The organism is Haloferax prahovense, assembly GCF_000723845.1.
Classification (GTDB): Archaea; Halobacteriota; Halobacteria; order Halobacteriales; family Haloferacaceae; genus Haloferax; species Haloferax prahovense.
In genome coordinates this window covers 19,536-34,740 of sequence record NZ_LK053001.1, presented here as the reverse complement: position 1 = coordinate 34,740, position 15,205 = coordinate 19,536, and the positions used below count along the sequence as shown (strand labels likewise).

Below are 15,205 nucleotides of genomic sequence, written 5' to 3'. Positions count from 1 at the left end.
CATTTAATCCGTGCGTATGTGTATCAATGATGATGGCAGTCGAAGACACGCTCGACTCCCCTCGGGGAAGAGAGACATCGGCGACGACGTTAGACCTCGACCGGCCGGACGCCGCGGAGTATTCGGCGTTGGCGACGGAGTTACGCTCCCGCGTCGACGGAGAGGTGAAGTTCGACGAGTACGCGCAGGTGCTGTACGCGACCGACGGCAGTATCTATCAGGCGCGACCCGCGGGGGTCGTCTTGCCGAGGGACGTAGACGACGTCCGCGCCGCCGTCGAGACCGCGACGAGCCACGGCGTCCCCGTTCTGCCACGCGGAACGGGTTCCTCGTTGGGCGGCCAGACCGTCGGACGGGGCTGCGTCGTCATCGACTTCACGAAGTACATGGACGATATCGTTGATATCGACCCGTCAGCGAAGCGCGCGACCGTCCAACCGGGGTGCGTCCAGGACCACCTCGACGCCGCGCTCGCGGAACATGGACTGAAGTTCGCGCCGGACCCCGCCTCGTCGAATCGCTCGACCGTCGGCGGCGGCATCGGCAACAACTCCACGGGCGCGCACTCGGTCCGCTACGGCATCACCGACGCCTACACCGAGGAGTTGCAGGTGATTCTGGCCGACGGCTCGCTGGTACACACCCGCGAAGTCGTCCTCGACAGCGACGAGCACGAATCCATCCTCGCCCAAGACGACTTAGAGGCGAACATCTACCGGACGGTTCGGGAACTCGTCGAGAACCACGAGGGGGAAATAGAGAACAAGTATCCGTCGCTCAAGCGCTCGGTGTCGGGGTATAACCTCCAGAAGGTCATCTACGAGAACGACGACGGCGAGGAGGTCATCAACCTCTCGAAGCTGTTCGTCGGTGCGGAGGGGACCCTCGGCGTCATCGTCGAGGCCACCGTCTCGCTCGTTACCAAGCCGGACGAGACGGCGCTCGCGCTGTACTGCTTCGACGACCTCGTGGACGCGATGGAGGCCGTCCCGGAGGCACTCGAATTCCCAGTCAGCGCCGTCGAACTCATGGACGACGAGGTGTTCCGACTCGCCCGCGAGTCGGAGGGCTACGCCGAGTACGCCGAACCCATCCCCGAAGGGGCGAAAGCGGCGCTGATGCTGGAGTGGGACGACGAACTCGTCGACGACTTCGAAGCCGCAGTCGCCGACACGAACGCCCACTTCGTCGACTCGGGCGCGGCGTTCGACGTGCTCGAAGCCTACTCCGAAGAGAGCCAGGGCCGACTGTGGAAGCTCCGCAAGGCGGCGATTCCGCTGTTGATGAGCCTCGAAGGCGACCCGAAACCGTACCCGTTCATCGAGGACGCGACCGTCCCACCCGAGGAACTCGCGGAGTACGTCCAGAAGTTCGAGGAGGTGCTGGAAGACCACGGCACCTCCGCCGCGTACTTCGCCCACGCCGGGTCGGGAACGCTCCACATCCGCCCGATTCTGAATCTCAAAGAGAACGAGGGCATCGAGAAGATGCACTCCATCACCGACGACGTGACCGACCTCGTCGTCGAGCACCACGGCGCGTTCTCCGGTGAGCACGGCGACGGGATGGCCCGAACCGAGTTCAATCCGAAGATGTACGGCCCCGAACTCTGGGGCGCGTTCAAGGAGCTGAAAACGGCGTTCGACCCCGACTGGATGTTCAACCCCGGGAACGTCGTCTACCGAGACGGCCCCTCCGACCCGGGTCCGGAGGGCGACCGCGGCGTTGGCGCGGACATGCGCGAGAACCTCCGGTACGGCCCGGACTACCAGTCCGTCGAGCCACAGACCGCCATCGACTTCGACGACGAGGGCGGCTTCTCGCACCTCGTCGAGCTCTGTAACGGCTGTGGCACCTGCCGGCAGACCGACTCGAACACCATGTGCCCGACTTACCGCGCCTCGAAGGAGGAAGTCCAGACGACTCGCGGACGCGCGAACATGCTTCGGGCCGCCATCTCGGGCGAACTCCCCGAGGACGAACTGTACTCCGAGCGCTTCCAGACCGAGGTGTTGGACCTCTGTGTCGGCTGTAAGGGCTGTAAGAGTGACTGCCCGACCGGCGTCGACATGGCGAAGCTGAAGTCCGAGGTGAAACACCAGTACCACCAGAAGGAAGGCACCAGCCTCCGCTCGCGGGTGTTCGGCAACATCGACACCCTGTCGAAAATCGGGAGCAAACTCGCCCCGCTTTCGAACGCCGCCGCGGAGCTTCCGGGGAGCCGACTCGTGATGGAGAAGGTCCTCGGTATCTCCAGCGAGCGCGAGCTTCCGAGCTTCAGCAGCGAGTCGCTCGAGGAGTGGTTCGAGGCTCGGGGCGGGTCGTCCGTGTCGCCCGCCGACGCCCGAGGGAAGGTGCTTCTCTTCCCCGACACCTACACCAACTACAACTACCCCGAACCCGGCAAGGCCGCCGTGGAGGTCCTCGAAGCCGCGAACGTCCACGTGCGGATTCCGAGTGACCTCGAAGCGAGCGGCCGCGCCGCGTTCTCGATGGGGATGCTCGACACGGCCCGCGACCGAGCGCAGCACAACGTCGGGCGGCTCCGCCCCTACATCGACGACGGTTGGTCGGTCGTCTTCGTCGAGCCCTCCGACGCGGTGATGTTCCAAGACGAGTACCTCGACCTCCTCGACGGGACGGGCGTCGAACTCGTCTCGGGGTCGGCCTACGGCATCATGGAGTACCTCGACGTCGCGCGCGCCGACGACCACCTCGACTTCGACGCCCCCGCCGAGACGCTGACGTACCACGGCCACTGCAACCAGAAGGCGACGAACAAGGACCACCACGCGGTGGGCGTCCTCCGTCGCTCCGGTTACGCCGTCGACCCGCTCGACTCCAGTTGCTGCGGGATGGCCGGGTCGTTCGGCTACGAAGAAGAGCACTACGAACTCTCGAAGGGCATCGGCGAAATCCTGTTCGGTCAGGTCGACGAGAGCCCCGGCGACGTCGTCACGGCACCCGGTGCGTCGTGTCGCTCCCAACTCGGCGACAGACCCGGCGAGTCCCGCCCGCCGCACCCCATCGAGAAGATGGCCGAAGCCCTCGACTGACCCGATAGCCGACAGCCGATAGCCTGACGCGACTCACGAACCAACCGACCTGACGCGACCCGCGAACCACCACCGAACCCGCCGCTTTGCACCCGCGGCGACTCTTCGTTTCGCAGCCCTCCGCTCGCGGAGTCGAGATTCACGAACAGCGATACTTATTACTGACAGTAGCGGCTGCGTAGAGACGACGATGCTAGACGTACTGGAGACTGTCGAACTATCGACCGCGTTTTTCGCCTCGCTCGGCGCGCCGGGGCTGCTGCTCGTGGCGTTCCTGGAATTCTTTTTGCTCCCTGTCCCGCCGGACTTGGTGCTCGTCCCGCTGTCGGCGGCGAACCCCGAGTTCGCGCTCCTGTACGCGGCCGTCGCGACCGTCGGGTCGGTGTCGGCGGGGCTGGTCGGCTTCCTCATGGGGAAGAAGGGTGGCCGGCGCGCGCTGGACTCGCGGTTCGCCGGCGAGCGGGTTCACAAGGTCGAGCGATACTTCGAGCGCTCCGGGTTCGTGACGGTCGCGTTCGGGGCGTTCGCGCCGATTCCCGAGGGGTACGAACTACTCTCTATCGGGTCGGGCGTGTTCGACCTCGACCTCCGGACGTATCTGGCGGCATCGGTGCTCGGCCGCGGCGGTCGGTACACCATCGAAGCGCTGCTCGCGGTCTATCTCGGCGAGGCCGCCCGGTCGCTCACCGAGGTCGACGTGTACTCGATCATCGGCGTCGCCACCGCGGTCGTCCTCGTCGCGTACGTCGTCCGGAGTCGGTGGTTCTCGGACCGCTCGGCCGAACCGGTGCAGTAACTCGGCGATACCGGAGTCAGGCGACCTCGTCGCCGCTTCGCCACTGGTCGATGACTTCGAGGAGGACCTCGGTTTCGAGGTCGTCGTTCCGCCAGTCGCCGACCGCGTCCGTCAGCCCCGTCGCGTCCACGATGTCGCTTTCGTTCGCATAGTCCGCGATGGGGTTCTCGACGACGAACGGAATCATCATCTTGTTGTCCTCGTGTTCGAGCATGTGGCAATGCCACGGGAACTGCCCGGTGTACCCCTCGAACTTGACGATTATCCGCACGCGCTCGTCGGGGTCGACGCGGACGGTGTCTTTCGGCCCCAGCTCGTTGGGGTCCGGCGGTTGCGTTCCGTCGGGGCCGCGGCCGATGACCCTGAAGGTGACCAGATGCAGGTGAATCGGGTGTCTCCCGCCCGACTCGTTCTGGAGTTCCCATATCTCGGTCGACCCGAGTTGCGGGTAGACGGGCGCGTCCTCGTCGCCGAAGACGTATCCGTTCAGCGTGTGCGTGATGAGGTTGTTTTCCACGTCGACCGTGGTACCCAGCGTCATCTCGCGGGTCACCCGCGCGTCGCTCTCGTCGTACGAGGTCGGTGCGGGAAGCGACAGGTTCGTCGGGTCGGGGCTCGGGTCCTCAGGCGGCGTCTCGGGGTCCGAGACGCGGAACTGGACGAGGTCGGTCAACTCGGGGCCCATGTTGGCCCCGTTGGTGAGCGTGAGCGTCTCGCCCGCGTGGTCGGAGAAGTCGACGATGAGTTCGCCGCGCTCGAAGGGCGTGAGCAAGAGCGAGTCGAGGTCGCCGCCCGGACCGATGGGAACGACTGATTCGAGGAAGCCGTGACCGGGGGCGAACTGGTACATCGTCGGGGCGCCCGACCCGCTTTCGCTCTCCAGTTGGAGGTCGAACGACCGGTGGTTTGCGCCGTTCAGGATGCGGAAGCGGTACCGCCGCGGTTCGACCTCGACGTACGGCCACACGGCCCCGTTGACGACGGCGGTGTCGCCGAGGAACGCCGAGACGAACTCGTCGGGGTAGTGCAGCGAGCCGTCGTCGTTGAACTCCTTGTCCTGCAGCAACAGCGGGATGTCGTAGTCGCCGGACGGGAGGCCGAGTTCCCGCTCGGCGTCGGTCGTAATCGAGTAGAGACCGAGGAGCCCGGCGTAAGCGTTGAGCCGGGTGATGCCCAGCGTGTGGTCGTGGTACGTCGAGGTCGTCCGACCCTGCTCCATCGGTAGCTCCTGCCACTCCGAGTCGAACCGCGGCCCCTCGACCCCGCTCGGCGAGGTCCACATGTCGGACTGCCCGTCGTTCGCGGGGTCGATTTCGAGGCCGTGGAAGTGGGTGACGGTCCGAACTTCCGGGACCGGACCGTCGTAGCCGGCGTGGTTCTCCGTGGTCGTGCCGCCGATTCGCTCGTCGACGGTGAACAGGTGGTCGTTCGGGAGTTCGCTGTTGTCGAAGCGAACGTGGACCGGACTCCCGGCGTCCGCCTCGATGGTCGGGCCGGGATACGACCCGTCGAACCCCCAGACCGTCGTCTCCGGGAGGTCCGGATGGAGCTGTTGGCTGAATTCGGTGACCGATATCTCGTAGGCGTCCGCGCCGTCTCGCTGCCCGTCCGGTTCCCGGACCGATGGAACCGGAAGCGGTTGCACGAACTTATCCAACGCCGGTGACGCCGCGGACACGTTCGTCGTCGTCTGCGGGAGCGTTCCGGCGATGCCGAGGGCTGCGCCTGTCTGTAGAAACCGCCGCCTAGACCAGTCTGTCATGATGGACCCTGAACTACGACTTGGGAGTTGTTATATTAAATCTTCTGAATGACCGAGTTAGAGCCGAAAGCGGGAGCGGAGGGGATTCGAGGACGTTCGAGGTTGCGGGAAGACGAGTCGCCTCGTTAGGTCGTTCGCCGGCGCGCGAGGAGGACCGAGCCCATCACGAGCGCGGCGAGCGCGACCGAGACACCGAACCCGGGAACGGGCGTGTCAGTCGTGGTCGTCGCGGGCGTGTTGGGGTCGGCGGTCGTCGTCTCGGTCGTTCCGTCGTCCGAGTCGTCGCCGTCGTCGTCTCCGTTGCTATCGTCGTTGTCGTCACCACCGTCGCCATCGTCGCCGTCGTCGCCGTCGTTGTCGTCACCATCGTCGCCGTCGTCGCCGTCGTTGTCATCACCATCGTCGCCGTCGTCGCCGTCGTTGTCATCACCATCGTCGTCGCCGTCGTTGTCATCACCACCGTCGCCGTCGTTACTGTCGTCTCCGTCATCTCCGTCGTCGCTGCCGTCGTCGGAGGAACCGTCGTCACCGCTGTCACCGTCAGCGCCGACAGAGAGCGATTCGAGGCCGTCGACGCTCATCTCCTTGTCGTCGGCGTCGAACTGCGCGAATCCGCTGAGTTCGTACGAGGCGTCCTCGTCCATGTCCTCGCCGGCGGTCACGCGGTACTGGAGGGTGACGCTCTCGCGGTCACCGTAGGTGGCGAACAGCTCGTCGTTGGCGTTCCGCACGCCCGAGAAGTCAGCCCCGTCGTCATCGACGATTTCGACCGACGCGAATCCGGGGTTGAACTCCTCGATGACGGTGAAGTTCGTCGCCTCGCTGCCGGTGATTTCCACCGAGACGACGGTCGATTCACCGGGTTCGAGTGTCGCGTCGTCGGCCGACCGGGTGAGGTCCCAGTTGTCGTCGTCGGACTCGCTCTGAACGTCGAGTTCGTCGGTGCCGCCGGTCGTCACCTCCGAGCCGTTCACGTCGGTGAAGCCGTCGAACTGATAGGCCGTTCCGGCGTCCACGTCGTCACCGGCGGTCACGCGGTACTGGAGGGTGACGCTCTCGCGGTCGCCGTAGGTGGCGAACAGTTCGTCGTTAGCGTTCCGCACGCCCGAGAAGTCAGCCCCGTCGTCGTCGACGATTTCGACCGACGCGAACGCGGGATTGAACTCCTCGATGAGCGTGAAGTTCGCCGCCTCGTCCCGGTCGACCTCGACCGTGACGGTGGTGGATTCGCCCGGGGCGAGCGTCTCGTCGTCGACCGAACGAACCGCGCCGGAGTCATCGTCGTCCGACGCCTGGACGCTGAGTTCGCTGGTCCCGCCAGTCGCCGACTGCGAGCCGTTCACGTCCGAGAAGCCGTCGAACTCGTAGACCGTACTGGCAGTCGCGTCGTTGTCGGCGGTCACCTCGTAGACGAGCGTGGCCAACTCGCGGTCGCCGTAGGTGGCGAACAGCTCGTCGTTGGCGTCGCGTACGGCCGAGAAGTCCGCGCCGTCAGCGTCGACGATTTCGACCGAGCCGAACGCCGGACTGAACTCCTCGACGAGCGTGAAGTTCGTCGCCCGGTCGCGGTCGAAGGCGACCCGGACCGTGGTCGATTCACCCGGCGCGAGGGTCGCGTCGTCGACCGACCGGACGGCCGCGAGGTCGTCATCGCTCGACTCCTGCACGCTGAGTTCGCTGGTCCCGTCAGTCGCCGACTGCGAGCCGTTCGCGTCCGAGAAGCCGTCGAGCTCGTAGACCGTGCCGGTCGTCGCGTCGTCGGCCGCGGTCACCTCGTAGACGAGTGTGGCGAGCTTTCGGTCGCCGTAGGTGGCGAACAGTTCGTCGTTGGCGTCACGGACGCCCGAGAAGTCCGCACCGTCGGCGTCCACGATTTCGACCGAGCCGAAGGCGGGGCTGAACTCCTCGACGAGCGTGAAGTTCGCCGCCTCGTCCCGTTCGACGGCGACCCAGACCGTCGCCGACTCGCCGGGCGCGAGGGTCGCGTCGTCGACCGAACGGACCACGCTCGCGCCGTCGTCGGTCGAGACGTTGATTTCACCGTCACCGGTCGTCGAGGCCCGGATGTCTTCGAGGCCGAAGTCGCCGTATCCGGTGAGTTCGTGGGTCGTCGCGTTCGCGTCGTCGGCCGTGGTCACCTCGTAAACGAGCGTGACGCTCTCGCGGTCGCCGTAGGTGGCGAACAGTTCGTCGTCGGCGTTCCGCACGCCAGAGAAGTCCGCGCCGTCGGCGTCGACGATTTCGACCGATTCGAAGCCCGGACTCAGCTCTTCGACCACGGTGAAGTTCCCCCGTTCGGAGGCGTTCACTTCGACCGTGACGGTGGTGGACTCGCCCGGTGCGAGCGTCGTGTCATCGACTGTCCGGGTGAGCGTCCCGCCGTGGGCGTCCGCGGCGACCGGCGCGATAGCCGCGCCCAGACCGAGCGAGCCGAGCACCAAGAGGACCGCCATCGCGACGACCGGGAGCGCGTTCCGGAGTTCCGTCGACCGCCCCGGACGTGGTATGCTCGGTCTCATGACGCGGTGGTCAGGTCGGAGTTCGATGGAGCAGTGGTTCCGCGAACGGAGCGCGAAGCGGCGGTCTGCCGCTTCGCCTCGCCTCGGCGGGACGCGACCGCCGGCGGTGTCTGTTCGACTCGTCGGACAGGAGACTGACGTCTCGTGCGCGCGCTACCTCTGGATGGGGATAGCTCGCTCTCGCTGGAAAGCATGCAATCAGCGTGTGAATCGAAAGCTCCATGCAAATAGTTAACGATTATCTGAGAACCGTTTCCGAGCGTGCGGACCGCGAGGCCACTCACGCGACGTCGCTCGCGGGAATCGATGCCGTCAGCGGCGGTGTTCGGTGCGCTTCTCGTCGCGAATTCCTGCCGAACCGCGGCGCTTCAGCGGGCGTATTCGGCCAGTTCTTCTCGCGCGCGCCGGGCCGCGTCGTCGGGTTCGTCGGGGTACGTGTACAGTTCGAACGTCGCGAAGCCGTCGTAGCCGATGTCATCGAGCGCGCCGAAGACGGGCTCGAAGTCGATGTCGCCCTCGCCGGGGATGAGGTGGTAGTGTTTCCCGCGGCGGCCGCCCTCGATGTCTTCGAGGTGGATACCGGTGATGTGGCCGGCGCACTGCCGGATGCTCTCGGCGGGGTCCTCGCCGTAGACGGCCGAGTGGCCGACGTCGAAGTTGACGCCGAGCGCGTCGCTCCCCACGTCGTCGATGAGCGTCAACACCTCCTCGGTGCACTCGACGAGGAGTTCCGGTTCGAACTCGATGCCGAGGTCGACCCCGACGTCCTCGGCGTACGCCGTGAGTTCGTCGAGCGATTCGAGCAGGTACTCGTAAGCCTCGCTCGGCGGCGTCCCGGGAAGCGACGACCCGCTGGCGACGCACGCCGCGGGCGCGTCGACCAGCGCGGCGAAGTCGATGGCGGCCTTCGTGTACTCGATGCGCCACCGGCGGTCTTCCTCGTCGGCCGAGATGAGCGTCGGGTCGAAGAACGCCGACGGCGGCGCGTCGTCGTAGTAGCCGCAAGTCGTGTTCGCGTTGATGTTCGACACGGAGAGTCCCGTCTCGTCCAGCGCCGTCAGGACGCGCTCGCGGTCGGTCTCGTCGAAGTCGGCGAGAAACGCGTGCGGCACGTCCGCCAGTAGCTCGACCCCGTCGTAGCCGTGGTCGGCGATTCGCCTGATCGCCTCTGGCAGGTCGAAACGCGTGTACGCGTTCGTAGAGAAGGCTAACTGTACCATACGTCGTGGTACAGTCACACATGAATAATTGTTTTGGTACTGCCAATCGTTCGGGATGGAACCCGACGCGCCAACGGACCGACGCGCCGCGTCGGTTCACGACACGTCGAACGCGGACGAGAGACCGACCGCGGGGGCGACGAACGCCGCCGCGACAATACCCCACGCGGGACTCAGAAGCCCGGCGACCGCCGCGTTCAACACGACGAGCGCGAGGACGCACGTGCCGACCGCGGGGCCGATGGTGCCCGGCCGGGGGTCGGCGTAGGCGGTCAGGAGGTCGCGGCCGGTCCACGCCGCGAACCAGACGAGGAGTCCGCCGGCCACGACGACCGTCGCGGAGTCGGTCGAGTCGACGCCGACGGCCGCGCCAGCCGCGACGACCGACCCGACGGCGAGTCCGACGCCGGCCATCCCGACCAGCACCGCCCCCGAGTCGCCCGCGCCGGTCTCCCGCTCGGCCATGTACGTGACGCCGGCGATGTAGAGCGCGACGACGACCGGCACGACGTAGACCCACGTCGGAGCCGACAGCGACGAGGGAGCTCCCGCCACGACCGCCATGCCGAGGGCGACGTTCGCTCCCCGGCAACCGCCCATCGCCGCGAAGCCGAGCGGCGTCCCCTTGAGCGCGCCGTCGTAGAGTGCGATGAACGAGCCGAGGACGACGGCGACGACGCCGGCGGTCGGCCCCCCGGCGGCCGCGGCGACGACGACGCCGGCACAGAGGAGCGCGACGCCGAGGTTCCGAGCTCGCGTGCGCGACACGTCTCCCGACGGTATCGGGCGCTCCGGACGGAACTGCGCGTCCTCGTCGGCGTCGACGTAGTCGTTGAGCGTCGTGCCGGCCGCGTACAGCAGCACCGAGGCGAGCGCGACGCCGGCGAGCGACGAGAGCGGAACCGACGGGCGGCCGCCGCTGACCAACACCGCCCCGAGGATGACGTCGGGCGGCGCGGTGAACAGGTTCGGGACGCGGACGAGTCTGGCGAGACTCGCGAGCGAGCGTCGAAGACCGCCGGTCGAGGGTGTCGCGTTCGTTCGGTTCATCGTCGGTTCGTCGGTCGGTCTGGCTCTCGTTTCCGACCCGCGCGGTCAGGCCCACCCATGGGCTTCGAGGTACTCCATCGCGGTTCGGGCCGTCTCCGCCGCGGTCTCCTGGTAGGGGTACAGTTCGACCGTGACGTAGCCGTCGTAGCCGGTCGCTTCGACCGCTTCGAGGAAGCCGTCGATGTCCATCGCACCCTCGCCGAGTTGGGTGTGTTCGTGGGTGCGGTCGCCCGGGATGTCTTCGAGGTGGTAGTGCGGCGTGTGGGGCGCGAGCGGCTCCACCAGTTCGACCGGGTCCTCGCCGACCGAGTAGAAGTGTCCCGCGTCGAAGTTACAGCCGATTCGGGGTGAGTCCACGCGGTCGACGAGGTCGAGGAAGTCCTCGGAGGTCTCGATGAGCAGGTGCGGTTCGGGTTCGACCAGCACGTCGACGCCGAGTTTCTCCGCGGCGTCGGCGACGTCGCGGAGCCCCCAGACGAACGCGTCGAGCGCGTCCGCCCGCGACATGCGTTCCGGGACCGGGCCACCCGGCGGAATCGAGATGCTCTCCGAGCCGAGCGCGGCCGCGGTGGCGAGCGCGTTCTTCGTGTGGTCGACCCGCGCCTGTCGGTCCTCGGCCGCGAGTTCGACGAACGAGGGGTGGTGGAACGCCTCGGTGTCGCGGTTGAACGTCGCCGCCCGACTCTCCGCGGAGGGCTCGATGGCGCTGAGCATGAAGGCGTTACAGTTGCTGACTTCGATGCCGCAGTCGTCGAGGAGCGAGCGAGCGCGTTCGAGGTCGTCGCCGTCGGCCGTCCCCGGGAACAGGTGCGGGTCGTCAAGCAGGATTTCGACGCCGTCGTAGCCGGCGTCGGCGATTGCTTCGACGCCTTCGGTAAGCGTTCGCTGCCGGAACGCGTTCATCGAGAAGCCAAACTCCATCGGTCACACCTCGTAGTGGAAGTTCGGCGACTGGCCGAAGAACTCCCGGGGGTTGTCGTAGACGACCTTCCGGACCTCGTCTCGGTCCCAGCCGCGGTCGAGCATCTTGTCTCGGGCCTTCGGGACCGCGAGCGGGTCAGACGGGTCCCAGTCGGCGGCGCTGTTGAGCAGCATCTTGTCGGTGCCGTACTCCTCGAGGATGTCGATGGTCGTCTCGGCGTCTATCTTTCCGGGGTAGAGGGTGAAGCCGAGCCAACAGTCGGTCTGCAGCGAGATATCGACCGTGTTCTCGGTGTTGTGGTCGATGACGATTCGCTCTTCGGTCACGTCTTCGTCCTGAATCATCTCGACGAGTCGCTCGGTCCCCTCTGGCTTCTGGGTGTGCGGGGTGTGGATGATGACCGGCAGTTCGCGCTCTTCCGCCATTCTGAGCTGTCGTCTGAACGCGTACTCCTCGGCTTCGGTCCCCTGGTCGAGTCCGATTTCGCCGAGTCCGACGACGTGCTCGCGGTCGAGGTACTCGGGGAGCCCGTCCATCACGGCCTCCGCCATCTCGGGGTAGTTCGCCTCCTTCGGTTCGAGGCCGACGGTGACGTAGTGGTCGATGCCCGCCGCACGCTCGGCCCGGTCGGTCTCGAACTCGATTATCTGTTCGAAGTAGTCGAAGAACGACGCCGCGTGCTGCTTGTCCGTCCCACTCCAGAACGCGGGTTCGACGCAACATTCCACGCCCGCAAGCCGGGCGCGCTCGTAGTCGCTCGTCGAGCGAGACACCATGTGCATGTGCGGGTCGATAATTGGTATCGACATGTGACCTACCTCTCTGATGGTAGTTAATCATTGTTTCGGTGGATTCGGTGACGGCCGCGGGACGAGCGCGCACCGCCCGACCGCAGCGGCCGCGACCGACGGCGGAGACAGCTATTTACTCGTCCGTGCAGACTCCGTAGTCGCATGCCTGAACACTGTCCGTTCTGCGGTGAGCCGATAGAATCGAACCGCGTCACGCCCGAAGAGGGTCGCCCCTACGAGGAGTGGCGCTGCGTCGACTGCGACGAGACGTGGCGGCACCCCGAAGAGACGGTCCTCGACCGGAACCTCGACTTCAGCAAACACGGCGACCAACTCGACAGACGGGACGCTGACACCTCCCGCGACTGGTGAGTTCCCTCCAACCGGGACCGACACAGAAACAACATGATTGAAGGACAAGATTCTTCATCGCACACCGCAATCGTGAGTCGATGACAGTCGGAGTTTGGATTATCGGAGCCAGAGGTAACGTCGCGAGCGTCTCGATGACCGGCGCGCGCGCAATCGCCCGCGGCGTCGCGGACACGACCGGGATGGTGACGGCCAACGAACCGGTGGCCGCGCTGGACCTCCCCGCCGTCAACGACCTCGTGTTCGGGGGCCACGACATCCGGGCCCAGCGAATCGAGGAGACCGCCGAGGAGATGGCGGGCCACGGCGGCGTCGTGGCACCCGACACCCTCGACGCGGTCCGCGAGGACCTCCGCGAAATCGACGAGCGCGTCGAACTCGGAACCGCGCGCCGGTGCGGCGAGGCGGTCGAGGGGATGTCCTCGGAGACGGAGAGTAACGACGTGGCCGTCGCCGACATCGTCGAGGAGATACGGGCCGACTACGCCGCCTTCGCCGACTCGCAGGACGTCGACCGACTGGTCGTCGTGAACGCCGCGTCGACCGAGCCGCCGATTCCGACGCCCGGCGACTACGACACGCTGGCGGCGTTCGAGACGGCGGTCGAGCGCGACGACCCGAACCTCCCCGCGAGCGCCCTGTACGCGTACGCGGCGCTCCTCGACGGCCACCCGTACATCAACTTCACCCCCAGTACCGGCTCTTCGCTCGGTGGGCTCCGCGAACTCGCGGAGCGAAACGAGGTGCCGCACATGGGCCGCGACGGGAAAACCGGCGAGACGCTGATGAAGTCCGCGCTCGGGCCGATGTTCGCGGGGCGGAACCTGCGCGTCCTCTCGTGGGAGGGTCACAACATCCTCGGCAACAGCGACGGTCTCGTCCTCGAAGACGACGCCAACAAGGCGGGGAAGATCGAGAGCAAGGGCAGCCTGCTGGACGACATCCTCGGGTACGAGACCCACAACGCCGTCCGCATCGACTACACGCCGTCGCTCGGCGACTGGAAGACCGCGTGGGACCACGTCCACTTCGAGGGCTTCCTCGGGACGAAGATGAAGATGCAGTTCACGTGGGAGGGGGCCGACTCGGCGCTCGCCGCCCCGCTCGTCCTCGACATGGTCCGGCTGGCCGCCTTCGCCGACGAGCGCGGCGAGGGCGGGACGATGCCGCACCTCGCGTCCTTCTTCAAGTCCCCCGAGGGCGTCGACAGACACGAACTGTCCGAACAGTTCCGACTCCTCTACGACTACGCGGAGCGCCACGCGGAGGGAACGTGACGGCTCGAAGGACCTCGGACGCGACCACGTCCGGTGCCGGGCGCGTCGTCGTCCTCGACGTCGTCGGACTCCAACAAGAACATCTCGACGAGGGATTGGCACCGAATATCGCCGACCTACTTGCCGGAAAGCCGTCCGGGGCGCTCGAACCGCCGTTTCCGAGCGTCACGGTGCCCGCACAGACGACTCTCTCGACCGGGCAGTCGCCCGCCGCCCACGGCGACGTGTCCAGCGGCGAGTTCGACCGCGACCGACAGGTCGCCGAGTTCTGGGAGCGCGACCGAGGAACGCGAACGCGGCTGTGGGAGGCCGCGAGCGACGAGGCGGGCCTCACGACGGGCGCGCTGTTCTTCCAACACCTCATCGGCACGAGCGCCGACGTGGCCGTCACGCCGTCGCCCATCGAAGACGAGGACAACAACCTCATGGAGATGGACTGCTGGACGAATCCCGACGAGTTCTACGACGACCTCCGCGAGGAGTACGGCCACTTCCCGCTGCACAACTACTGGGGGCCGGTCGCCGACGAGCGCAGCAGCGAGTGGATTCTCGCGACCGCGCGGGAGTCGATAGCGCGGTACGACCTGGACCTGCTGTGGGTGTACGTGCCGCACCTCGACTACGACGCGCAGCGGCACGGTCCCGACTCCCCGGAACTTCGGGAGGCCGTCGGCGTCGTCGACGACCTCGTCGGCGAGTTCCTCGACTGGCTCGAAGCGACGCCCCGTTGGTCCGAAACGGCGGTCGGCGTCGTCAACGAGTACGGCTTCAACGCGGTCGACACGCCGGCGTTCCCGAACCGGGCGCTCCGCGACGCGGGGCTGCTCTCGGTGCGCGACGACGGCGAGGGCGGCGAGGAGGTCGATATCGCCGCGTCGTCGGCGTTCGCGATGGTCGACCACCAAATCGCGCACGTGTACACCGACCGGCCGGCGGCCGCCCGAGAGGTTCTCGAATCGCTCCCCGGCGTCGACGCCGTGGTCGAAGGCGAAGCGCGGGGCGACGCGAACCACCCGAACGCCGGCGACCTCGTCGCCGTCGCCGACGCGGACGCGTGGTTCCAGTACTACTGGTGGACCGACGACGCCGACGCGCCGTCGTACGCGACGGAGATGGACATCCACGCCAAGCCCGGCTTCGACCCGTGCGAACTGTTTCTCGGCGACGAAGGGCTCGTGACGCTCGACCCGACGAAGGTGTCCGGGTCGCACGGTCGCGTCGACCCCGAGACGCGCGGCTTCTACGGCTTCGGCGGGCCGGCGGCCCCCGACGGCTCGTCCGACCGAATCGTCGACGCCCGGCGGTTCGCCCCGACGGTCGCGGACCTGCTCGGCATCGCTGACGACGTGTCGCTCGCGTTCGAGCGCCCGTCGCTGTTCGCCGGCCCGCAGGTGTAGGTGTAGTCCGGGCATCGCCGCGACGCGCCCGAAGTGCTGATTT

At 66.9% G+C, this 15,205-nt stretch carries 11 protein-coding genes; 5 read left to right on the top strand and 6 right to left on the bottom strand.

Annotated elements, in window-relative coordinates:
- The first annotated feature begins 32 nt into the window (after positions 1 to 32).
- Positions 33 to 3,056 (top strand): FAD-binding and (Fe-S)-binding domain-containing protein, encoded by a 3,024-nt coding sequence (locus tag BN984_RS15270; protein WP_049968645.1) that lies wholly within the window; start codon positions 33 to 35, stop codon positions 3,054 to 3,056.
- 190 nt (positions 3,057 to 3,246) lie between these two features.
- Positions 3,247 to 3,852, top strand: a complete 606-nt coding sequence (locus BN984_RS15265; RefSeq protein WP_004971785.1) for a YqaA family protein — start codon at positions 3,247 to 3,249, stop codon at positions 3,850 to 3,852.
- 16 nt (positions 3,853 to 3,868) lie between these two features.
- Here BN984_RS15265 and BN984_RS15260 read toward each other — a convergent pair whose 3' ends face one another.
- From BN984_RS15260 to BN984_RS15235, 6 genes are all read right to left on the bottom strand, one after another.
- Entirely contained in the window at positions 3,869 to 5,530 is a 1,662-nt protein-coding gene (locus tag BN984_RS15260) for a multicopper oxidase family protein (RefSeq protein ID WP_049968821.1), read from the bottom strand.
- Between the two features lie 209 nt (positions 5,531 to 5,739).
- The gene (locus BN984_RS15255) at positions 5,740 to 8,133 is read right to left on the bottom strand and encodes a PGF-CTERM sorting domain-containing protein (RefSeq protein ID WP_181950715.1); all 2,394 of its coding nucleotides are present in this window, start codon (positions 8,131 to 8,133) and stop codon (positions 5,740 to 5,742) included.
- Between the two features lie 368 nt (positions 8,134 to 8,501).
- Positions 8,502 to 9,353, bottom strand: a complete 852-nt coding sequence (locus tag BN984_RS15250; RefSeq protein WP_008096749.1) for a sugar phosphate isomerase/epimerase family protein — start codon at positions 9,351 to 9,353, stop codon at positions 8,502 to 8,504.
- Between the two features lie 96 nt (positions 9,354 to 9,449).
- A complete protein-coding gene (locus BN984_RS15245) occupies positions 9,450 to 10,403 on the bottom strand; it encodes a UbiA family prenyltransferase (protein ID WP_049968644.1) in 954 nt (317 codons plus the stop codon).
- Positions 10,404 to 10,448: 45 nt separating this feature from the next.
- Entirely contained in the window at positions 10,449 to 11,324 is an 876-nt protein-coding gene (locus tag BN984_RS15240; protein ID WP_049968643.1) for a sugar phosphate isomerase/epimerase family protein, read from the bottom strand.
- 3 nt (positions 11,325 to 11,327) lie between these two features.
- Positions 11,328 to 12,107, bottom strand: a complete 780-nt coding sequence (locus BN984_RS15235; RefSeq protein ID WP_004971771.1) for a TatD family hydrolase — start codon at positions 12,105 to 12,107, stop codon at positions 11,328 to 11,330.
- 171 nt (positions 12,108 to 12,278) lie between these two features.
- On the opposite strand from BN984_RS15235, the gene BN984_RS15230 reads away from it, so the two are divergent.
- The 3 genes from BN984_RS15230 to BN984_RS15220 all read left to right on the top strand — a co-directional run bounded on the left by BN984_RS15230 (position 12,279) and on the right by BN984_RS15220 (position 15,162).
- Positions 12,279 to 12,488, top strand: coding sequence for a hypothetical protein (locus tag BN984_RS15230; protein WP_008096745.1), 210 nt, complete (start codon positions 12,279 to 12,281; stop codon positions 12,486 to 12,488).
- 80 nt (positions 12,489 to 12,568) lie between these two features.
- Entirely contained in the window at positions 12,569 to 13,765 is a 1,197-nt protein-coding gene (locus BN984_RS15225; protein WP_049968642.1) for an inositol-3-phosphate synthase, read from the top strand.
- Positions 13,762 to 15,162, top strand: a complete 1,401-nt coding sequence (locus BN984_RS15220) for an alkaline phosphatase family protein (RefSeq protein ID WP_049968641.1) — start codon at positions 13,762 to 13,764, stop codon at positions 15,160 to 15,162. Before BN984_RS15225 ends, BN984_RS15220 begins: the two co-directional genes overlap by 4 nt.
- The last annotated feature ends 43 nt before the right edge of the window (positions 15,163 to 15,205 follow it).

Coding starts and splice junctions, on each gene's coding strand:
- BN984_RS15225 (WP_049968642.1), top strand. CDS start 12,569: ATGACAGTCGGAGTTTGGATTATCGGAGCCAGAGGTAACGTCGCGAGC.
- BN984_RS15235 (WP_004971771.1), bottom strand. CDS start 12,107: ATGCACATGGTGTCTCGCTCGACGAGCGACTACGAGCGCGCCCGGCTT.
- BN984_RS15250 (WP_008096749.1), bottom strand. CDS start 9,353: ATGGTACAGTTAGCCTTCTCTACGAACGCGTACACGCGTTTCGACCTG.
- BN984_RS15230 (WP_008096745.1), top strand. CDS start 12,279: ATGCCTGAACACTGTCCGTTCTGCGGTGAGCCGATAGAATCGAACCGC.
- BN984_RS15270 (WP_049968645.1), top strand. CDS start 33: ATGGCAGTCGAAGACACGCTCGACTCCCCTCGGGGAAGAGAGACATCG.
- BN984_RS15255 (WP_181950715.1), bottom strand. CDS start 8,133: ATGAGACCGAGCATACCACGTCCGGGGCGGTCGACGGAACTCCGGAAC.
- BN984_RS15245 (WP_049968644.1), bottom strand. CDS start 10,403: ATGAACCGAACGAACGCGACACCCTCGACCGGCGGTCTTCGACGCTCG.
- BN984_RS15240 (WP_049968643.1), bottom strand. CDS start 11,324: ATGGAGTTTGGCTTCTCGATGAACGCGTTCCGGCAGCGAACGCTTACC.
- BN984_RS15265 (WP_004971785.1), top strand. CDS start 3,247: ATGCTAGACGTACTGGAGACTGTCGAACTATCGACCGCGTTTTTCGCC.